Source organism: Streptomyces sp. NPDC051310, assembly GCF_044455245.1.
GTDB lineage: Bacteria > Actinomycetota > Actinomycetes > Streptomycetales > Streptomycetaceae > Streptomyces.
On sequence record NZ_JBITEO010000010.1, the window covers coordinates 14,891 to 35,362 of the forward strand.

General features: G+C 73.1%; 16 protein-coding genes. 11 read left to right on the plus strand and 5 right to left on the minus strand.

Annotation, left to right across the window (positions count from 1 at the left end):
- Window positions 1-27 precede the first annotated feature (27 nt).
- Window positions 28-864: a hypothetical protein gene (locus ACIA79_RS16235; RefSeq protein ID WP_399428913.1), complete on the plus strand. Its 837-nt coding sequence runs from the start codon at window positions 28-30 to the stop codon at window positions 862-864.
- 198 nt (window positions 865-1,062) lie between these two features.
- Here ACIA79_RS16235 and ACIA79_RS16240 read toward each other — a convergent pair whose 3' ends face one another.
- The gene (locus ACIA79_RS16240) at window positions 1,063-2,793 is read right to left on the minus strand and encodes a hypothetical protein (RefSeq protein WP_399428914.1); all 1,731 of its coding nucleotides are present in this window, start codon (window positions 2,791-2,793) and stop codon (window positions 1,063-1,065) included.
- Window positions 2,794-2,958: 165 nt separating this feature from the next.
- Here ACIA79_RS16240 and radA point away from each other — a divergent pair, with 165 nt between their 5' ends.
- Together radA and disA are read left to right on the plus strand one after the other, a co-directional pair.
- Window positions 2,959-4,428: a DNA repair protein RadA gene (gene radA / locus ACIA79_RS16245; protein WP_399428915.1), complete on the plus strand. Its 1,470-nt coding sequence runs from the start codon at window positions 2,959-2,961 to the stop codon at window positions 4,426-4,428.
- A gap of 174 nt (window positions 4,429-4,602) precedes the next feature.
- Window positions 4,603-5,727 (plus strand): DNA integrity scanning diadenylate cyclase DisA, encoded by a 1,125-nt coding sequence (disA, locus tag ACIA79_RS16250; protein ID WP_356744307.1) that lies wholly within the window; start codon window positions 4,603-4,605, stop codon window positions 5,725-5,727.
- 96 nt (window positions 5,728-5,823) lie between these two features.
- On the opposite strand, the gene ACIA79_RS16255 is transcribed toward disA, so the two are convergent.
- Complete coding sequence (locus ACIA79_RS16255; RefSeq protein WP_399428916.1) at window positions 5,824-6,666, minus strand: hypothetical protein; 843 nt, start codon at window positions 6,664-6,666, stop codon at window positions 5,824-5,826.
- A 137-nt stretch (window positions 6,667-6,803) separates the two neighbouring features.
- Between ACIA79_RS16255 and ACIA79_RS16260 the strand changes: the two genes are divergently transcribed.
- The 6 genes from ACIA79_RS16260 (at window position 6,804) to cseC (ending at window position 12,079) form a co-directional block, all read left to right on the plus strand.
- Window positions 6,804-7,478: a phosphatase PAP2 family protein gene (locus ACIA79_RS16260; protein WP_399428917.1), complete on the plus strand. Its 675-nt coding sequence runs from the start codon at window positions 6,804-6,806 to the stop codon at window positions 7,476-7,478.
- Between the two features lie 25 nt (window positions 7,479-7,503).
- Window positions 7,504-8,487, plus strand: a complete 984-nt coding sequence (locus ACIA79_RS16265; protein WP_399428918.1) for an A/G-specific adenine glycosylase — start codon at window positions 7,504-7,506, stop codon at window positions 8,485-8,487.
- A 279-nt stretch (window positions 8,488-8,766) separates the two neighbouring features.
- Window positions 8,767-9,324 (plus strand): SigE family RNA polymerase sigma factor, encoded by a 558-nt coding sequence (locus ACIA79_RS16270; RefSeq protein ID WP_399428919.1) that lies wholly within the window; start codon window positions 8,767-8,769, stop codon window positions 9,322-9,324.
- Window positions 9,312-9,986: a hypothetical protein gene (locus ACIA79_RS16275; RefSeq protein ID WP_399428920.1), complete on the plus strand. Its 675-nt coding sequence runs from the start codon at window positions 9,312-9,314 to the stop codon at window positions 9,984-9,986. The genes ACIA79_RS16270 and ACIA79_RS16275 overlap by 13 nt, the downstream gene beginning before the upstream one ends.
- Window positions 9,987-10,028: 42 nt before the next feature.
- Window positions 10,029-10,736 (plus strand): two-component system response regulator CseB, encoded by a 708-nt coding sequence (gene cseB / locus ACIA79_RS16280; protein ID WP_399428921.1) that lies wholly within the window; start codon window positions 10,029-10,031, stop codon window positions 10,734-10,736.
- Window positions 10,733-12,079 carry a two-component system sensor histidine kinase CseC gene (cseC, locus tag ACIA79_RS16285; protein WP_399428922.1) on the plus strand — a complete coding sequence of 449 codons (1,347 nt, stop codon included), beginning with the start codon at window positions 10,733-10,735 and terminating at the stop codon, window positions 12,077-12,079. The genes cseB and cseC overlap by 4 nt, the downstream gene beginning before the upstream one ends.
- Before the next feature lie 488 nt (window positions 12,080-12,567).
- Here cseC and ACIA79_RS16290 read toward each other — a convergent pair whose 3' ends face one another.
- The gene (locus tag ACIA79_RS16290; RefSeq protein WP_399428923.1) at window positions 12,568-14,205 is read right to left on the minus strand and encodes an MDR family MFS transporter; all 1,638 of its coding nucleotides are present in this window, start codon (window positions 14,203-14,205) and stop codon (window positions 12,568-12,570) included.
- Window positions 14,206-14,308: 103 nt separating this feature from the next.
- Here ACIA79_RS16290 and ACIA79_RS16295 point away from each other — a divergent pair, with 103 nt between their 5' ends.
- Window positions 14,309-14,869, plus strand: coding sequence for a TetR/AcrR family transcriptional regulator (locus tag ACIA79_RS16295; RefSeq protein ID WP_399428924.1), 561 nt, complete (start codon window positions 14,309-14,311; stop codon window positions 14,867-14,869).
- 14 nt (window positions 14,870-14,883) lie between these two features.
- Here the strand turns inward: ACIA79_RS16295 and ACIA79_RS16300 are convergent, their stop codons facing one another.
- Complete coding sequence (locus ACIA79_RS16300; protein ID WP_399428925.1) at window positions 14,884-15,588, minus strand: M23 family metallopeptidase; 705 nt, start codon at window positions 15,586-15,588, stop codon at window positions 14,884-14,886.
- A 629-nt stretch (window positions 15,589-16,217) separates the two neighbouring features.
- Here ACIA79_RS16300 and dacB point away from each other — a divergent pair.
- The gene (gene dacB, locus ACIA79_RS16305) at window positions 16,218-17,789 is read left to right on the plus strand and encodes a D-alanyl-D-alanine carboxypeptidase/D-alanyl-D-alanine-endopeptidase (RefSeq protein ID WP_399428926.1); all 1,572 of its coding nucleotides are present in this window, start codon (window positions 16,218-16,220) and stop codon (window positions 17,787-17,789) included.
- Between the two features lie 76 nt (window positions 17,790-17,865).
- Here dacB and ACIA79_RS16310 read toward each other — a convergent pair whose 3' ends face one another.
- Window positions 17,866-20,391, minus strand: coding sequence for an ATP-dependent Clp protease ATP-binding subunit (locus ACIA79_RS16310; RefSeq protein WP_399428927.1), 2,526 nt, complete (start codon window positions 20,389-20,391; stop codon window positions 17,866-17,868).
- Window positions 20,392-20,472 lie beyond the last annotated feature (81 nt).

A 20,472-nucleotide genomic window follows, 5' to 3' on the forward strand; every position in this document is an offset into this window, starting at 1 on the left:
ACTGCGCGCGGCGCATACGCTTGGTGTGTGCCAAAGACGAAGAAGGCGAAGAAGGCGAAGCCCACGTCCGCCGGACCGGCCGTAACGGTCGTACCGGATGAAAAGGGACTGGACTTCCCGCGTGCCTGGGTGGAGTTCCCGGACCCCGCCGACGACGAGCAGGTCTTCCGCTGCGACCTGACCTGGCTGACGTCTCGCTGGACCTGCGTCTTCGGCAGCGGCTGCCAGGGCATCCAGGCGGGGCGCGCGGACGACGGCTGCTGCACGCTGGGGGCGCACTTCTCGGACGACGACGACGAGCGGCGCGTCGCCGGGCACGTGGCTCGTCTCACACCGGAGCTGTGGCAGTTCCACGGCGTCGGTACGGAGTCGGGCTGGACGCAGCTCGACGAGGACGGCGAGCGCCAGACGCGGCGCTGGGAGGGCTCCTGCATCTTCCAGAACCGTCCGGGCTTCGCGGGCGGCGCGGGCTGCGCGCTGCACATCCTGGCGCTGCGGGAGGGCCGCGAGCCGCTGGAGACCAAGCCGGACGTCTGCTGGCAGCTGCCGGTCCGCCGTACGTACGACTGGATCGACCGCCCCGACGACACGCGCGTGCTGCAGATCTCGATCGGCGAGTACGACCGCCGCGGGTGGGGCCCGGGAGGCCATGACCTGCACTGGTGGTGCACGTCGGCGACGTCGGCGCACGGTGCCGGGGAGCCGGTGTACGTGTCGTACCGGCCGGAGCTGACGGAGCTGATGGGCAAGGCGGCGTACGACGTGTTGGTGGAGCTCTGCGAGGCGCGCCTGTCGGCGCAGCTCCCGCTGGTGGCTCCTCACCCGGCGGACCCGGTCGGCCCGCCGGACCCGGCGCCCCGCTAGAGCTCGGATCCTGCTGGGCTCGTGGCGCGGCGCCCTCCGCCGGGCGGTGCACGGCGGAGGGCGCCACTCCCTGGTCCGGCCTGGCCGGACGAAAGACCCCGGGCCCATCGGGCTCGGGGTCTTTCGTCCGCACTCCGCACTCGGCCGCTTCCGCGCCCCGCCCCGTGGAGCGGCGCGTCCGCCTGCCCGCCGCCCCCGTCAGCTGCCGGCCGGTTCCGACGGCGACGTCGTCGACGGCGGGGGGTCCGTCGGGGCGGGGTCCGTGGAGGGGCGCGGCGGCGGGGTCGAGGGTGCCGACGGCGTGGGGTCCGGGGACGGCGGGGGCGTCGAGGCGGGCGGCGTGGACGGCGGCGGTGTCGGGTGGTCCGCCGGGGGCCGCGGCGCGCCCGCGCCGTCGAGCTCGATGACCGCGCCCGCCGGGTCCACCCCGACGCGGGCGCTCCACGGCCCGGACGGCTCGCGGGCGCGGTCGACGGTGACGTACACCGTGACCGACCCGCCGGGGGCGAGCGTGCCGGAGGAGCGGCTCGGGTGGAGCCAGGGCGCGTCGGTCCACAGGGACCACGCCACCGGGGTGCCGCCGGACGCGGTGAGCGTGATCATCGTCGATCCGTCGCCCGCGGGCTGCGCCGTGACGGTGATGCGGCCGGGGCCCGGCAGGCCGGGGCGCGACGGAGGCACGGGCGCGCCCGTGCTGATCACCTCGACGGACACGGCGCCGCGGCCGCCGGGCTCGCTGCGCGCGCTGCCCGCGTTGGCGAACCGGTCGTGCGGGCCGCCCGCGAGCGCACTGTCACCGCGCGGCTCGTCCATCTCGCTCGCGCTGATGGTCGAGGTGTCCCGCGTCTCGCCGGTCAGGGGCGCGCCGCGGTACGCCGCCCACAGCGCCAGCACCGGCGCGGCGACCACGGTGGCGACGACGGTGGTCGTCACGGCCCGCGCCCGCAGGCGGTCGCGCCGCGCCGCGTGGTCCTTGGGGTCCAGCGGGAAGCCGTCCCGGCCGAACCGCGGCCCGGCCGCCCGCGTGCGCGGCACGTGCGCCATCGCCGCGTACACCGCGGCGCGCGGCGCCTCGGCCAGGGGGAGCCGGGCCGGGGTGACCGACGAGCCGGGCCAGGGGCCGCCCGCCCCGGCGCGCTCGGCGGCGCGGCGGCAGCGCGGGCAGTCGTCGACGTGCCGGACGAGCTCGCGGCGCAGCGCCGCGGACAGCATCACCTGGTGGTCGCCGGTGAGCCGGGCGACGGCCGGGCAGCCGCCGGTCTCGACGACGGCGAGGGCCGCGCGGGTGCGTTCCACCTCGCACGCCGCCGCGGACAGCAGCTCCCGCGCGGCGAGCGGCTCCAGGCCGAGCACCGCGGCCACCTCGCGGTGGCCGAGCTCGTGCCGTACGGCCAGCTCCAGGGCCTCGCGCTGCTGGGGGGTGGTGCCGGCGGCCTCGGGCCAGGCGAGCCGGGCCAGTTCGCGGCGCCGGAGCTCGGCCGCCTCCTCGCCGGCGGGCGGGGCCTCCTCCCGGGCGGGCCGCGATGCCTGCCGGGCGGCGGGCGGGCGGGCGGCCGGGCGGCCCGTGTGCGCGCCCTGCCGGCGGCGCCGCTCCCGCTGCTCGCCGAGCTCGCGCAGGCAGCCCCACCGGGCGAGGGCGTACAGCCACGCCCTGCGCTCCGGCTCACCGGTGGGACATCGCCCGGACTGCCGCTCGGCGACGGCGAGGACGTCACCGAGTACGGCGATCGCCGCGTCGTGGTCGCACAGCACGGACAGGCAGTACGTGAACAGCCCGTCCAGATACGGCTCGTACCGCGGGGGCGGGCACTGGGCGAGAGTGCCGGCCGTGGTCCTGCCCGCGGCCCGGGAGCCGCTGCGGGGCGCACCGCGTTGCGCCCGGTGTGCGCCGGTGGTGTACGTGGGGGGCTCCAGCCTGCTGCTCGTCACCCGGCGACCGTAGGCGGGCGAAGGCACACTCTTCGTACCGCTTCCGCTCTTTTAACCCTTACGGGTGAACGTATCCCTCGAAAGAGGACAGGAGGTTTTGCTTCCGTTCGGCGCCGCCCGCTATAGGAGCACGGCGTTGTCAGTGGCTGCCGCTACGGTTTGCGCATGGCTGCCCGTACGAAATCCGCCAAGGACCGGCCCTCCTACCGCTGCACGGAGTGCGGGTGGACGACCGCCAAATGGCTCGGCCGCTGCCCCGAGTGCCAGGCCTGGGGGACGGTCGAGGAGTACGGCGCGCCCGCGGTCCGGACGACCGCCGCGGGGCGCGTCTCCACGGCCGCCCTGCCGATCGGCCAGGTCGACGGGCGGCAGGCGACGGCCCGGTCGACGGGCGTCGACGAGCTGGACCGGGTGCTGGGCGGCGGGCTGGTGCCGGGCGCGGTGGTGCTGCTGGCCGGCGAGCCGGGCGTGGGCAAGTCGACGCTGCTGCTCGACGTCGCGGCGAAGGCGGCGAGCGACGAGCACCGCACGCTGTACGTGACGGGCGAGGAGTCGGCGAGCCAGGTCCGGCTGCGGGCGGACCGGATCCACGCGCTCAGCGACCACCTGTACCTGGCGGCCGAGACGGACCTGTCCGCGGTCCTCGGGCACCTGGACGCGGTCAAGCCGTCGCTGCTGGTGCTGGACTCCGTCCAGACGGTGGCCTCCCCGGAGATCGACGGGGCGCCGGGCGGCATGGCGCAGGTGCGCGAGGTGGCGGGCGCACTGATCCGGGCGTCCAAGGAGCGCGGCATGTCCACGCTGCTCGTCGGTCACGTCACCAAGGACGGCGCCATCGCCGGTCCCCGGCTGCTGGAGCACCTGGTGGACGTGGTGCTGCACTTCGAGGGCGACCGGCACGCGCGCCTGCGCCTGGTGCGGGGCGTCAAGAACCGGTACGGCGCGACCGACGAGGTCGGCTGCTTCGAACTGCACGACGAGGGCATCATCGGCCTCGCCGACCCCTCCGGGCTGTTCCTCACCCGCCGCGACGCGCCGGTTCCGGGTACGTGCCTGACGGTCACGCTGGAGGGCCGCCGCCCGCTGGTCGCGGAGGTGCAGGCGCTCACGGTCGACTCCCAGATCCCTTCGCCCCGGCGCACCACCTCGGGGCTGGAGACCTCGCGGGTGTCGATGATGCTCGCGGTCCTGGAGCAGCGCGGCCGCATCAGCGCCCTGGGCAAGCGCGACATCTACTCGGCGACGGTCGGCGGCGTGAAGCTCTCCGAGCCGGCCGCCGACCTGGCGATCGCCCTCGCCCTCGCGTCCGCCGCGAGCGACACCCCGCTGCCGAAGAATCTCGTCGCGATCGGCGAGGTGGGCCTCGCGGGAGAGGTCCGCCGTGTGACCGGCGTCCAGCGGCGCCTGGCCGAGGCGCACCGACTGGGCTTCACCCACGCGCTGGTCCCGGGCGATCCGGGCAAGGTGCCCGCGGGCATGAAGGTCACGGAGGTCGCCGACATGGGCGACGCCCTGCGGGTCCTGCCGCGCACGCGGCGCCGCGCGCCCGCGGCCGACGGAGCCTCCGAGCCGGGCCGGGGGCGGGCGGCGGGCCGGGCGGCGGAGCCCGCAGCGGAGGGCGTGCCGCTGGGGTGACGCCCCGCTCGGCGATGCGCCGGGCCGGGCCCTCGGCGGCGGCGCGCACCGCGGCCCGCCGGCCCCGCGGGGCGGGGGGCCCGGGGGCGGTCGGGCCGCTGCGGGGACCGCCGGTGGGCGGGGTCGCTAGACTTTGCCCTGGTCTCGCCCATCCGTACGAGCCGGAGGAGTGCAGTGGCAGCCAAGGACGGGGCAGCAGCTCCCGGAAAGTCCGGCGCGGGCTCCGGCAACGAGGCGCTCATGCGCGCCTCGCTCAGCGCCGTCGCCCCCGGCACCTCGCTGCGGGACGGCCTGGAGCGCATCCTCCGCGGCAACACCGGTGGCCTGATCGTCCTCGGCATGGACAAAACGGTCGAATCGATGTGCACCGGCGGCTTCGTGCTGGACGTGGAGTTCACCGCGACCCGGCTGCGCGAGCTGTGCAAGCTCGACGGGGCGCTGATCCTCGACAAGGACATCACCAAGATCCTGCGGGCCGGCGTCCAGCTCGTCCCGGACGCGTCCATCCCCACCGAGGAGACCGGCACCCGCCACCGCACCGCGGACCGGGTGTCCAAGCAGTGCGGCTTCCCGGTGGTCTCCGTGTCGCAGTCGATGCGGCTGATCGCACTGTACGTCGACGGCGAACGCCGCGTCCTGGAGGAGTCGGCCGCGATCCTGTCGCGCGCCAACCAGGCCCTCGCGACCCTGGAGCGGTACAAGCTCCGCCTCGACGAGGTGGCCGGCACGCTCTCCGCGCTGGAGATCGAGGACCTGGTGACCGTCCGGGACGTCACCGCCGTCGCGCAGCGCCTGGAGATGGTGCGCCGGATCGCCACCGAGATCGCCGAGTACGTCGTGGAGCTGGGCACCGACGGCCGGCTGCTCACGCTCCAGCTCGACGAGCTGATCGCGGGCGTCGAACCGGAGCGGGAGCTGGTGGTCCGCGACTACGTGCCGGAGCCGACGGCCAAGCGGTCCCGTACGGTCGCCGAGGCGCTGACCGAGCTCGACGCGCTCAGCCACGCGGAACTGCTGGAGCTGCCGATCGTGGCCCGCGCGCTGGGCTACACCGGGTCGCCGGAAGCGCTCGACTCGGCGGTCTCGCCGCGCGGCTACCGGCTGCTGGCGAAGGTGCCGAGGCTGCCCGGGGCGATCATCGAGCGGCTCGTGGAGCACTTCGGCGGACTGCAGAAGCTGCTCGCGGCGAGCGTGGACGACCTCCAGACCGTGGACGGCGTCGGCGAGGCCCGCGCCCGCAGTGTGCGCGAGGGCCTCTCGCGCCTCGCCGAGTCCTCGATCCTCGAACGCTACGTCTGACACCGGCGGCGCCCGACGGCACGCCGCACGCCCGCGCGCGGGTGTCGCCGCACCCCGGGAGCACCTCACGCCGCCGGACCGGGCCCGGCGGCGGGCTCAGTCCTTGGCGAGCGTGAACGAGGCGGGCAGGACCTTCACACCCGGGACGGCGGCCTCCAGCAGGTAGGTGCCGGGGGCGGCGGCCGCCGCGGACGGGGTCGCGCACTGCGGCGCGCTGCGGCGGCGGTCCCACTCCACGGTGTGGGTGACGGTGCCGCCCGCCGGGATGCGCAGCATCAGCGGGCCGGCGGCGCGCGGGCAGTCCTTCGAGGACCACACCTGGTCGGCGTCGCTGTTCTTGATGGTCAGGACCGCCGTGCGGGGCCCGAGGTCCGTCTTGCAGGTCGTGCCCGAGGTGTTGCGGGCGACCAGCTCGAACCGCGGCTTCTCGCCGGGCTCGTACGCCACCTTCGTGCTGCGCAGGGTCAGCCGCAGGGCGCCGGGGGCGCAGTCGGGCAGCGGCGAGTCCGCCGGAACCCGGTACGCGGCGGAGCTGCCGGAACCGGAAGCGGAGCCGTCGCCGGTCCCCGCGGCCGCGCCCGTGCCCGTACCGGCACCGCCGTCTGACGAGGTGTCACCGTTCTTGCCGTCGTCCGCACCGGTGCCCGTGCCGCCGCCGTCGGCGCCGCCGGTGGCACCCGGGCCGTCCGACTCGTCGCGTCCGCCGGGCTGGTTGCTGATCGCCGGTCCCGGCTGGGAAGGCCCCGGGGTGATGGACGGCACGGGTGAGGCACCGTTGGCGCCGTCGCCTCCGCCGCCCTTGTTCCCGCCGCCGTCGCCCGAACTGACGACCCATACGACCAGCAGGACGAGCAGCGCGACCAGGCTCGCCGCTACTGCCCTCCGTCGCCAGTAGATGGAGGAGGGAAGCGGCCCGACCGGATTGCGCAGAGATCCCACGGCCCAAACTGTACGAGAGATCGGCGCCAACTCCCGCCCCACCCGCCGCCCGTGCACCAAGTTTTGCCGATGATCACATTCCCGGCGGCCGATGGCGGCGCACGGGCCGGTCCCGGCGCCAGGTACCGTCCGTAACCATGAGCCAGGACCTCTACCTCGACATCACCGACTTCGCCCACGGCACACCCGGCTGGGTGCAGCTCCTCGCCGAACTGTGGACGGAGGCCGGACTGCTGCTCTTCGGCGTGCTGTTCCTCGTCGGCTGGTGGCGGGCGCGCCCGGACACCGGCCGCGCCATGGCGCTCGCCGTCCTCGCCCCGCTCGGCACGGCCTTCGGCTACGTCGTCAGCGAGCTGCTGAAGTCGGTGATCGACGAGGAGCGGCCGTGCCGCGCGGTCGCCGGTGCCGCCGCGTCGCTGGTGGAGTGCCCGCCGTACGGAGACTGGTCCTTCCCGAGCAACCACTCCGCCATCGCGGGCGCGGCCGCCGTGGCGCTCGCCCTCGCCTGGCGCCGGATCGCCTGGCTCACCGTGCCGATGGCAGTGCTCATGGCGTTCTCGCGCGTCTTCGTCGGCGTGCACTACCCGCACGACGTGGCGGCCGGCCTGGTGCTCGGCGCGCTGGCGGCGGTCCTCTTCGTACGGCTGCTGACCCGTCCGACCGCGGCGCTGGTCGGCACGATGCGCGCGAGCCGGTCCGGTGCCGCGACCTGGCTCGCCGGGCGCGGGCCGGCGGTCGTGGAGCCCGGAACCGGCCACCGCGTCCCCCGGCAGGCGCACCGGCGCCGGGAGCCGATGCACCGTCGCGGCTGAGGAACGTGCCAGGATCGGGGGTGCCATGACTGCGACCCCCTCACGCACCGCGTCCACGTCCACCGCGTCCACCGCCACCGCGGCCGCCGGCGAGACCGCCGGCCCGGCCGCCGACTCCGCCGTCCGTCTGCACGCGCCCGTCATCGCCTGGTTCGACCAGCACGCCCGCGACCTGCCCTGGCGCCGCCCCGAAGCGGGCGCCTGGGGAGTGATGGTCAGCGAGTTCATGCTCCAGCAGACGCCGGTCAGCCGGGTGCTGCCGGTGTACGAGCAGTGGCTCGCCCGCTGGCCCCGCCCCGCCGACCTGGCCGTCGAGGCGCCCGGCGAGGCGGTCCGCGCCTGGGGCCGCCTCGGCTACCCGCGCCGCGCCCTGCGGCTGCACGGCGCCGCCGTGGCGATAACGGAGCGGCACGGCGGTGACGTACCGGCCGAACACGCGCAGCTGCTCGCCCTGCCGGGGATCGGCGAGTACACGGCCGCGGCGGTGGCGTCGTTCGCGTACGGGCAGCGCCACGCGGTGCTGGACACCAATGTGCGGCGGGTCCTCGCCCGGTCCGTCACGGGCGTGCAGTACCCGCCGAACGCCACGACCGCCGCCGAGCGCAAGCTCGCCCGCGCGCTGCTGCCCGAGGACGAGACGACGGCGGCCCGCTGGGCGGCGGCCTCCATGGAGCTCGGCGCGCTGGTGTGCACCGCGAAGAACGAGGCCTGCGCGCGCTGTCCGATCGCGGGCACCTGCGCCTGGCGGTTGGCCGGCAAGCCCGCGCACGACGGTCCGGCGCGGCGCGGCCAGACGTACGCGGGGACCGACCGCCAGGTGCGCGGCAAGCTCCTCGCCGTCCTGCGGGAGGCCGTGGCGCCGGTGGGGCAGGCGGCACTGGACGCCGTCTGGGACGAACCGGTGCAGCGGGCCCGGGCGCTGGACGGCCTGGTCGCGGACGGCCTCGTGGAGCCGCTGGAGGACGGCCGCTACCGGTTGCCGGCGGGCCCGGCCTCCCCGGCGGTCTGACCGGGTGCCCGGCCGCGGGAACGGACGGAAGAGCGGACGGCGCAGCCGGAAGAGCGGTGGGAGGAAGCGCCGGAAGAGCGGTCGGAGGAGCGGTCCGGCGTCCGTTCGCGCGGCGCCCCTTCCCCGAAACGGCGTCTGTTACACCTCTGCTGTTACACAACCGATGGACAGCCGTGCGTCCGCCGACGGCTCCCTCGGACAACCCCGTGACAACCGCTCCGTAGCGTCTCCTGGCGTAGACCACAGCGGGGCTTGTCACGGGGATGGAGGCGGTTCGGGATGTCGCACGGCGAGGTGCTCGAATTCGAGGAATACGTACGCACTCGGCAGGACGCCCTGCTGCGCAGCGCCCGGCGTCTCGTCCCCGATCCGGTCGACGCCCAGGACCTGCTCCAGACGGCGCTGGCGCGGACCTACGGCCGCTGGGACGGCATAGCCGACAAGACCCTCGCCGACGCCTACCTGCGCCGCGTCATGATCAACACGCGGACCGAGTGGTGGCGCGCCCGCAAGCTGGAGGAGGTGCCCACCGAGCAGCTGCCGGACGCGTCCGTCGACGACGCCACCGAGCAGCACGCCGACCGGGCCCTGCTCATGGACGTGCTCAAGGTGCTGGCGCCCAAGCAGCGCAGCGTGGTCGTGCTGCGCCACTGGGAGCAGATGAGCACCGAGGAGACCGCCGCCGCGCTCGGCATGTCGACCGGTACCGTGAAGAGCACGCTCCACCGGGCACTCGCCCGGCTCCGTCAGGAGCTGGAGAGCCGGGACATCGACGCCCGCGCCCTGGAGCGTACGGAACGCAGTGACGAGCGGGGGCGGGAGCGGTGCGCGGCCTGAGCGCCAGGGACAACGACGGCACCACCGGCAGGTTCGGGGCGGCGAGCACCGCGGCGATGGGTGTGCTCGCCGCCTTCGGCCTGCTCACGGCCGCGTGCTCCACCGGCGGCACGGGCATGCGTGACGAGGGTGCCGCCCGCACCGACCAGGCGACGTCGACGACCGCTCCGACGCCGCCCGCCGGCTCGTCGGCGCTCAAGAAGATCGACCCGGTCCAGCTGATCAAGAGCGACCCCGAGGTCAGCGACCGCGTCAAGGACGAGCTCAAGCCGTGCGTGGCGGACGCGTACCCGGTCGACACGTCGTACGGGAACCTCACCGGCGGCGACCGGCCCGACGTCGTGGTCAACGTGATGACGTGCGAGGACGCCGTGGGCGTGGGGACGTACGTGTACCGCGTGACGGACACCAAGTACGAGAATGTGTTCGCGCTGGAGGAGCCCGCCGTGTACTCCACGATCGACCGCGGCGACCTCGTCCTGACGAAGCAGGTGTACGACGAGGGCGACCCGGTGGCCTACCCGTCCGGCGAGGACGTCATCACGTACCGCTGGGTGGGGAACAGGTTCAGTGAGCACGACCGGGTGCACAACGACTACAGCAAGGCGATCGGCGACGGCGGCGTCGACGGCTCCGCGCCGGCCGCGCCCCCCGAGAACTGAAGCACGACCGGACACCACGACCGAGGACTGAGAGAGCGCGGGATGGCCGAGACCCATGTCCTGTTCGTCGAGGACGACGACGTCATCCGTGAGGCCACGCAGCTCGCCCTGGAGCGGGACGGCTTCACGGTGACCGCCATGCCGGACGGCCTGTCCGGCCTGGAGTCGTTCCGTGCGCGGCGGCCGGACATCGCGCTGCTCGACGTCATGCTGCCCGGCATGGACGGTGTGAGCCTGTGCCGGCGGATCCGCGACGAGTCGACGGTCCCGGTGATCATGCTGTCGGCGCGGGCCGACTCGATCGACGTGGTGCTCGGCCTGGAGGCGGGGGCCGACGACTACGTGACCAAGCCGTTCGACGGCGCGGTGCTGATGGCGCGGATCCGGGCGGTGCTGCGCCGCTTCGGGCACGCCAGCGGTGCGGGCGGCACGGGCGACGGCGCCCAGCAGGGCGGTCCGGACGGCGGCGCGCTGTCCTTCGGCGATCTGGAGATCGACACCGAGGGCATGGAGGTGCGCCGGGGCGGGGCGCCGGTGGCGCTGACGCCGACGGAGATGCGGCTGCTGCTGGAGTTCTCGTCGGCGCCGGGGACCGTCCTCTCCCGCGACAAGCTGCTGGAGCGCGTGTGGGACTACGGGTGGGGCGGGGACACGCGGGTCGTGGACGTGCACGTGCAGCGGCTGCGGACGAAGATCGGCCAGGACCGGATCGAGACGGTCCGGGGCTTCGGCTACAAGCTCAAGGCATGAAGCGGTCCGCACCGCGGGAGCGACGCGGCCGGCCGGCCCTGCGCACCGGCGTCCGCTGGAAGATCTCCATCGCCATCGCGGCCGTCGGCGCCCTGATCGCCGCCGCGCTCAGCCTCGTCGTCCACAACGCGGCCCGCGTCTCGATGCTGGAGAACGCGCGTGAGGTGCAGATGGAGCGGCTGCTGTTCGCACAGCGGCTGTACGAGGGCGGCAAGCCGAAGGGCGAGCCGCGGTTCGGCACGAAGCTCAACGACCCGGCGCTGCCGTCGGAGCTGGACGCGCTGATGCGGGAGCGGCGGCGCGGGACGTACGTGAAGGAGCGGGAGTCCGGGGCCCCCGACGTGTGGGCCGCGGTGCCGCTGGCCAACGGTGACGTCCTGTCGCTGCACACCCGGTTCGCCGACCGCTCCACCACGATCATGAAGGACCTGGACCAGGCCCTCGTCGTCGGCTCGGTGTCGGTGGTCTTCGGCGGGTGCGCGCTCGGCGTGCTGATCGGCGGGCAGCTCTCCCGCCGGCTGCGCAAGGCCGCCACCGCTGCCGGCAAGGTCGCCCAGGGCAATACGGAGGTCCGGGTACGGGACGCCATCGGCGGTGTCGTACGGGACGAGACGGACGAGCTGGCGCGGGCGGTGGACGCGCTGACCGACGCGCTGGGCGAGCGGATCGAGGCCGAGCGCCGGGTCACCGCCGACATCGCGCACGAGCTGCGCACGCCGGTCACCGGGCTGCTCACCGCGGCGGAGCTGCTGCCGCCGGGGCGGCCGAGCGAGCTGGTGCGCGACCGGGCGCAGGCGATGCGCACGCTGGTCGAGGACGTGCTGGAGGTGGCGCGGCTCGACAGCGCGTCGGAGCGGGCCGAGCTGCAGGAGATCGCGCTCGGCGAGTTCGTCGCCCGGCGGGTACGGGTGCTGGACCCGGCGGCGGAGGTACGGGTGGTCCACGAGTCGTGGGTGAACACCGACCCGCGCCGGCTGGAGCGGATCCTGGGCAACCTTCTGGCCAACGCCGCCAAGCACGGCAAGCCGCCGGTCGAGGTCACGGTCGAGGGCCGCGTGCTGCGGGTGCGCGACCACGGGCCGGGCTTCCCCGAGGAGTTGCTGCGCGAGGGCCCGAGCCGGTTCCGCACGGGCGCGAGCGACCGTGCGGGCCACGGCCACGGGCTGGGGCTGACGATCGCGGCGGGCCAGGCGCGCGTGCTGGGCGCCCGGCTCACCTTCCGCAACGCCGCCCCGGAGGGCACGGCACCGGGTGCGGGCGGCGCGATCGCGGTGCTCTGGCTCCCGGAGCACGCGCCGACGGCCACGGGCAGCTTCCCGATGATCCAGTTCCCGGACGCCTGAGCCCCCGGCGATCAAGCCGGCCGCTTGAGCCGGATGCCTGAGCCCCGGCGCCCGAGCCGACACCTGAGCCTCGACCCCTGAGCCCGGGGCCCGGCGACGCCCGGGCCTGGACGCCTGAGCGCGGACGTCCGAGCCCCGGCCTCCGAGCCGACGCCTCGGCCCGGATGCCTGAGCCCGAGCCCCGGGGCCTGAGCCTGGCGCCTGGCCCGGGCCCCGGCGACGCCGGGCCGCTCGGGCCCACCCCACCCTCCCCCGCCCGCATACGAAAAGGCCCGGCCGCCGACCTGTTCGCCCCCGGGGGATGTAGGGCAAACCGGTCGAGCGGCCGGGCGGGGCCGTGGCGTCGGTTCCGTACGGTCGGGCCGCAGCAACGGGCCCGTACCGTCGGAGCCGTACCGTGGTGCGCCCGGCGTCAGAGCCGTACTGCCCGGCGCACCGTCACGGCCCGGTCCTCTCACCCACGGGCCCCTGCCATCGGGCCCGTGCCGTCAGGCCCGGGTGGGAGCGGGTTCGGGGTCGGCGCCGGTCCGGGCGGGACCGTCGCCGTCCTGCCGGGCCGGCGGCGGGGTGTCCGGACCGGCGTCCGGGCCGGCGCCGGAGTCGTCGGGCGCCGCGCCCTTCAGGGGGATCTCCTTGACGAAGAAGGCGACCAGGAAGCTGAGGACCGCGACCGCGGTACCGAGCAGGAAGGCCGCGTGCGTCCCGGAGACCACCGCGTACTGATACGCCTCGCGTGCGGCCTCGGGCAGCTTGGCCAGGCTCGCCGCGTCCAGCTGGGCGGACTGCGCCGTGGCGGCGCCGCCGCCCCGCGCCAGCATCTCCTCCTGCACCCGGTCGGTGAACAGCGCGCCCATGATGGCCACGCCGAAGGACATGCCGAGCGTCCGGAACAGGGTCGCGGAGGACGAGGCGACGCCCATGTCCTTCATCTCGACGCTGCTCTGCGAGACCAGCATGGTCGTCTGCAGCAGGCAGCCCAGGCCGGCGCCGAGGATCGCCATGTAGACGGCGGAGGTGACCCGCGTGGTGTCGATGTCCATCTGCGAGAGCAGGAAGAGCCCGACGGACATGAGCGCGCCGCCCAGGATGGGGAACAGCCGGTACTTGCCGGTGCTGGTGGTGATGCGGCCGGCGATCAGCGACACCAGCATCATGCCGAGCATCAGGGGCGTGAGCAGCAGACCGGAGTTGGTGGCGGAGGCGCCCTGCACGGCCTGCTGGTACAGCGGCAGGAAGAGGGTGGCGCCGAACATCACGAAGCCGATCAGGAAGCCGAGCACCGACATCACCGAGAAGTTGCGGCTGCGGAAGATGTGCAGCGGCACGATCGGCTCGGCCGCGCGCCGCTCGACGAACAGGAACCCGGCGAGGGCGGCGACACCGATCGCGATCAGCTCCATGATCACGGCGGAGTCCCAGTCGTACTCCGTACCGCCCCAGGTGGTGACCAGTACGACGGCGGTGATGCCGACCGTCAGCAGCGCGGCGCCGAGGTAGTCGATGCGCGTCCCGCGGTCGCGCTTCTGCTTCGGCAGGTGCAGGACGGCGGTGACCATCGCGAGCGCGACGGCGCCCAGCGGCAGGTTGATGTAGAAGGACCAGCGCCAGCCCCAGTGGTCGGTGATGGTGCCGCCGACCAGCGGTCCGCCGATCATGGCGAGGGCCATGACGCCGGCCATCATGCCCTGGTACTTGCCGCGCTCCCGCGGCGGGATCAGGTCGCCGATGATCGCCATCACACCGACCATCAGACCGCCGGCGCCGAGGCCCTGCACGGCCCGGAAGCCGATGAGCTGGCCCATGTCCTGGGCCATGCCGCTGAGCGCGGAGCCGATCAGGAAGATCACGATCGAGGTGAGGAAGATGCCCTTGCGGCCGTAGAGGTCGCCGAGCTTGCCCCAGATGGGGGTGGACGCCGCGGTGGCCAGGGTGTACGAGGTGACCACCCACGACAGGTGCTCCAGGCCGCCGAGCTCGCCGACGATCGTCGGCATCGCCGTACCGATGATCATGTTGTCCAGCATGGCCAGCAGCATCGCGATCATCAGAGCGAGCAGCACCACCCGGACGCTGCGGACGCGCGGCTCGCGCGACGCCTCCCGCGGCCCTATGTCGGACACCGTCATACCAAACTCCACTTACTTGCCGCCCGGCTAATTCACTACACTGGAGAAGGTAGAGGGACTACTAGCCGGGCGTCAAGTAAGTTTTGCGAGAGGACCGAAGATCATGGCCAGAGGCAACACGCGTCAGCGCATCCAGGACGTGGCCATCGAACTCTTCGCCGAGCAGGGCTACGAGAAGACCTCGCTCCGCGAGATCGCGGAGCGGCTGGACGTCACGAAGGCGGCGCTCTACTACCACTTCAAGACCAAGGAAGACATCGTCATCAGCCTCTTCGAGGACCTGACGCGGCCGATCGACGAGCTGATCGACTGGGCCGCCGCCCAGCCGCGCACCCTGGAGACCAAGAAGGAGATCCTGCGCCGCTACCACGCGGCACTGCTGGGCGCGGCCCCGCTCTTCCGCTTCATGCAGGAGAACCAGGCGACCGTACGGGACCTGAGCATCGGCGAGACGTTCAAGCGGCGCATGCTCACGCTGCTCAAGCTCGTCCAGGAGCCCGGGTTCAGCATGACGGACCGGATGCGGTGCACCAGCGCGCTCTTCACCATGCACGCGGGCATGTTCTTCATCCACAACGTCGAAGGCGACCCCGAGGAGAAGCGCGCAGCCGTCCTCGAAGTCGCCGTCGATCTGGTGACGCAGGCCCATCAGGCCCGCTCGTAACCCCTCGGGGAGCGTCAGATGGTGACGCCCTCGGAGCGCAGGAACGCCGCCGGGTTGACCGCCGAGCCGTAGTTCGGGGTCGTACGGATCTCGAAGTGCAGGTGGGGGCCGGACGAGTTGCCGGTGTTGCCGGACTTGGCGATGACCTGGCCGGTCTTCACCGTCTTGCCGATGCCCACGTTGATCTTGGACAGGTGGGCGTACTGCGAGTAGGTGCCGTTGGCGTGCTTGATGACGATGGCGTTGCCGTACGCGGGACCGTCGCCGCCGCCGTTCGGGCCGGCCTTCACGACGACACCGGAGTGCGCGGCCTTCACCGGGGTGCCGACCGGCACGGCGAAGTCCTGGCCGGAGTGCTTGTGGGACCACATGGCGCCGCCCTGGTTGAAGGACGCGGTCAGCGTGTAGCCGCCGACCGGCTTGACCCAGGAGGCCACGGACTTCTTGGCGGCAGCCTTCTTCGCCGCGGCCTTCTCGGCGGCAGCGGCCTTCTTCGCCGCGGCGGCGACCTCGGCGGCCTGGGCGGCCTTCGCCGCCTGCTGGGCGGCCTCGGCCTGGGACTGGGCCTGCGCGGCGACGGCGGCCGCGGCGTCCATGGCGGGCGCCGCCTGCCCCGGGGCCGCGAACGCAGCACCGGCTCCGAACACCAGCGTCGCTCCCATGCCGGCGGCAGCGAAGGCGACGGCGGCGTTACGGGCGGGGTTGATGCGCTTCGACATACGGGGAAGACCTCCGGGCAAGAACGGACCCGACGCGAGTGGTGCGCCGGGCGAGTGCTCATCCTTGGTAACCCGCCCACCCATCCCGCCTCAAACCACCCATCTACGACATGTCGTCGTAGCGTGCGAGGTGTGACCTGAACTCTTGACGCCGCTCACCATCCAAGGGTGCGCGCCCGAAATGTCCTTAGAAAGTAAGGTTTGTCGCAGCGGGGGTACCTCTGGCCTGGGGTTTCTCCGGCCGATTTCCGGGCCTTCCCCGGCGCCCCTCCCCCGCTCCCCCGTCCGGTCCCGGCCCCGACGGGCGCCATCACCCCGCACACTGCACTATTCCGGCTAGTACCGCGCAAATCGCCTGTGCGGCTTGTCACGGGCCGGGGCCCCTCCGGGCGCTCCGCGACGGCGCGGAGCGCCCGGAAGGACGGACGGGAAGCGCGGACGCGGAGCGGCCGGAAAGACGGGACGGGAAGCGCGGGAGGCCGGGAGGCCGGGAGGCCGGGAGGCCGGGAGGCCGGGAAGAACGGAACCGGGCACTTCGGCCGCCGGTGTCCCGGGGCGACGGCACGCGCCCCCCTTTCCTCCCTCATGCCTCCTTCCCAGCCCCACGGCCCTCCGCCATGCTCCCCACCATGAGCAGACACGTGATGCGCGTGACCGCCCTCGCCCTCGGCCTCGCCGGACTCCTCGGGGCGAGCAGCCTGCCCGCCGGGGCGGGGCCCTCCGACACCGGCCTCAAAGGCGCCATCGACACGATCCTCGCCGACCCCCGGCTCCACGGCGGGGCCGCGGGCGTCGTCGTCGCCGATGCCGCGACCGGGGAGACGCTCTACCGGCGCGACGGCGACGACCGGCTGATGCCCGCCTCCAACACCAAGCTCGCGACCTCGGCGGCCGCCATGGAGCTGCTCGGGCCCGGCTACCGCTTCCGCACCGAGGTGCTCGCCACCGCCCGCCCGAGGGGAGGCGTCCTGCACGGGGACCTGTACCTGCGCGGCACGGGCGACCCCACCACCCTCGCCAAGGACTACGACGCGCTGGCCGCCGGGGTCGCCGCCGCGGGGATCCGCAAGGTGACCGGACGGGTCGTCGCGGACGACACCCGCTTCGACACCCGCCGGCTGGGCCGCTCCTGGGCCGCCGACGACGAGTCGTCGTACTACTCGGCTCCCATCTCGCCGCTCACCCTCGCCCCGGACACCGACTACGACTCCGGCACCGTCGTCGTGGAGGCCGCCCCGGCGGCCGGGGCGGGCGCCGCACCGCGCGTGACCCTCACCCCGGCGACCCGCTACGTCCGCGTCGACAACCGCGCCACCACCGTCCCAGCGGGCCGGCCCGCCACCCTCGCCGTCGAGCGCGAGCACGGCACGAACACCATCGTGATCAGCGGTGAGCTGCCCCTCACCGCCCCCGTCACCAAGGAGTGGATCACCGTCCAGGAGCCCACCGGGTACGCCGCCGCGGTCTTCGCCGACGCCCTGGCCGCCCGCGGCGTACGCGTCGGCGCCCCGCCCCGCACGGGCGAGCGCACCCCCGCCGCCGCGCGCGTCCTGGCCGCGCACAGCTCCATGCCGCTGCGGGACCTCATGCACCCGTTCATGAAGCTGTCGAACAACATGCATGCCGAAGCACTGACCAAGACCATCGGGTACGAGACCTCCGGCCGGGGGACGTGGAGCGCGGGGCTCTCCGCCATCGGCGCGTACCTGAAGGCGCGGGGCGTGGAGCCGGACCGGATCCGGCAGGTCGACGGCTCCGGGCTGTCCCGGATGAACCTCATCCCCGCGGCCCAGCTCGCCCGCCTGCTCCTCGCCGTCCAGGACGCACCCTGGTACGACGACTGGTACGCGTCCCTCCCGGTCGCCTGCGGCCCCGACCGCGCCACGGGCGGCACCCTGCGCACCCGGATGTGCGGCACCCCCGCCGCACTGAACGCCCGCGCCAAGACCGGCTCGCTCACCGGCGCCTCGGCGCTCTCCGGGTACGTCACCGACGCGGGCGGCCGGCGGCTCGTCTACGCGGTCGTCCTCAACAACTACCTGGCGTCCTCCGTGAAGGGCATCGAGGACGCGATCGTGGTGACGCTGGCCCGCTCCGACACGGCCGCGGGAACGTTCACCGCGGTGGCCCCGGAGCGCCTGCGGACACCCGAGGTGCCCGCCAATCTCGAATGCTCCTGGCGGAAGCCGGCCACCTGCTGAGCCGGCCGGCCACTTCGCTGAGGACACGGCAAAGGGGCTGCCCCAGACGGGACAGCCCCTTCAGCACGCGGGTCGCTTACGCGTCCTTCGAGAGGTTCGGGCCGGGGCCGCCGGCCGCCTGCTCGATCGGGGGGACGTCGGGCAGCGCCGACTTCTCCTCGCCGCGGAAGGTGAACTTCTTCTCCTCACCCTCGCCCTCGGTGTCCACGACCACGATGTGACCGGGGCGCAGCTCGCCGAAGAGGATCTTCTCCGACAGCACGTCCTCGATCTCGCGCTGGATCGTCCGGCGCAGCGGCCGGGCGCCCAGGACCGGGTCGTAGCCCTTCTTCGCCAGGAGCTTCTTGGCGTCGCCGCTGAGCTCGAGGCCCATGTCGCGGTCCTTCAGACGCTCGTCCACCTTGGCGATCATCAGGTCGACGATCTGGATGATGTCTTCCTGGCTGAGCTGGTGGAAGACGACCGTGTCGTCGACGCGGTTGAGGAACTCCGGCCGGAAGTGCTGCTTCAGCTCTTCGTTGACCTTCGCCTTCATCCGGTCGTAACCGGTCTTGACGTCGCCCTGTGCCGCGAAGCCCAGGTTGAAGCCCTTGGAGATGTCCCGGGTCCCGAGGTTGGTCGTCATGATGATGACCGTGTTCTTGAAGTCCACGACCCGGCCCTGGGAGTCGGTCAGGCGACCGTCCTCCAGGATCTGGAGAAGGGAATTGAAGATATCGGGGTGGGCCTTCTCGACCTCGTCGAAGAGGACGACGGAGAACGGCTTGCGGCGCACCTTCTCGGTGAGCTGGCCGCCCTCTTCGTAACCCACGTATCCGGGCGGGGAACCGAAGAGACGGGAAACCGTGTGCTTCTCGCTGAACTCCGACATGTCGAGGGAGATCATCGCGTCCTCGTCGCCGAAGAGGAATTCGGCGAGCGTCTTGGACAGCTCGGTCTTACCGACACCGGACGGGCCGGCGAAGATGAACGAGCCGCCGGGGCGCTTCGGGTCCTTCAGACCCGCACGCGTACGCCGGATCGCCTGGGAGAGCGCCTTGATGGCGTCCTTCTGGCCGATGACGCGCTTGTGGAGCTCGTCCTCCATGCGGAGCAGACGCGAGGACTCCTCCTCGGTCAGCTTGAAGACCGGGATGCCGGTGGCGGTCGCCAGGACCTCGGCGATCAGCTCGCCGTCGACCTCGGCGACGACGTCCATGTCGCCGGCCTTCCACTCCTTCTCCCGCTTGGCCTTCGCCGCCAGCAGCTGCTTCTCCTTGTCGCGGAGGGAAGCCGCCTTCTCGAAGTCCTGGGAGTCGATCGCGGACTCCTTGTCCCGGCGGACGGCCGCGATCTTCTCGTCGAACTCGCGGAGGTCCGGCGGCGCGGTCATCCGGCGGATGCGCATCCGGGAACCGGCCTCGTCGATCAGGTCGATCGCCTTGTCCGGCAGGAAGCGGTCCGAGATGTACCGGTCGGCCAGGGTGGCGGCCTGGACCAGCGCCTCGTCGGTGATGGAGACCCGGTGGTGGGCCTCGTACCGGTCGCGCAGACCCTTGAGGATCTCGATGGTGTGCGGCAGCGACGGCTCCGCGACCTGGATGGGCTGGAAGCGGCGCTCCAGGGCCGCGTCCTTCTCCAGGTACTTGCGGTACTCGTCGAGCGTCGTCGCACCGATGGTCTGCAGCTCGCCGCGGGCCAGCATCGGCTTGAGGATGCTGGCGGCGTCGATCGCGCCCTCGGCGGCGCCCGCACCCACCAGGGTGTGGAGCTCGTCGATGAACAGGATGATGTCGCCGCGGGTGCGGATCTCCTTGAGGACCTTCTTCAGGCGCTCCTCGAAGTCACCGCGGTACCGGGAGCCGGCGACGAGCGCGCCGAGGTCCAGGGTGTAGAGGTGCTTGTCCTTGAGGGTCTCGGGCACCTCGCCCTTGACGATGGCCTGCGCCAGGCCCTCGACGACCGCCGTCTTGCCGACGCCGGGCTCGCCGATGAGGACCGGGTTGTTCTTGGTCCGGCGGGACAGCACCTGCATGACCCGCTCGATCTCCTTCTCGCGCCCGATGACCGGGTCGAGCTTGGATTCACGGGCGGCCTGGGTGAGGTTGCGGCCGAACTGGTCGAGGACCAGGGACGTCGAGGGGGTGCCCTCGGCAGGGCCACCGGCGGTGGCGGCTTCCTTGCCCTGGTAGCCGGAGAGCAGCTGGATGACCTGCTGCCGCACCCGGTTGAGATCGGCGCCCAGCTTCACGAGGACCTGGGCGGCGACGCCCTCGCCCTCGCGGATCAGGCCGAGCAGGATGTGCTCGGTGCCGATGTAGTTGTGGCCGAGCTGAAGGGCCTCGCGGAGCGACAGCTCCAGGACCTTCTTGGCACGGGGCGTGAAGGGGATGTGCCCGGACGGGGCCTGCTGGCCCTGGCCGATGATCTCCTCCACCTGCTGGCGGACCGCCTCGAGCGAAATCCCGAGGCTCTCCAGGGCCTTAGCGGCGACACCCTCACCCTCGTGGATAAGGCCCAGGAGGATGTGCTCGGTGCCGATGTAGTTGTGGTTGAGCATCCGGGCTTCTTCCTGAGCCAGGACGACAACCCGCCGCGCGCGGTCGGTGAACCTCTCGAACATCGTTAATCGCTCCTCAGAGCGGTCAGGCAGTAAGGGGTCGGTCCCCTCCCTGTCCTTCCGCAGCTTAGTCCCGCAAGCGGG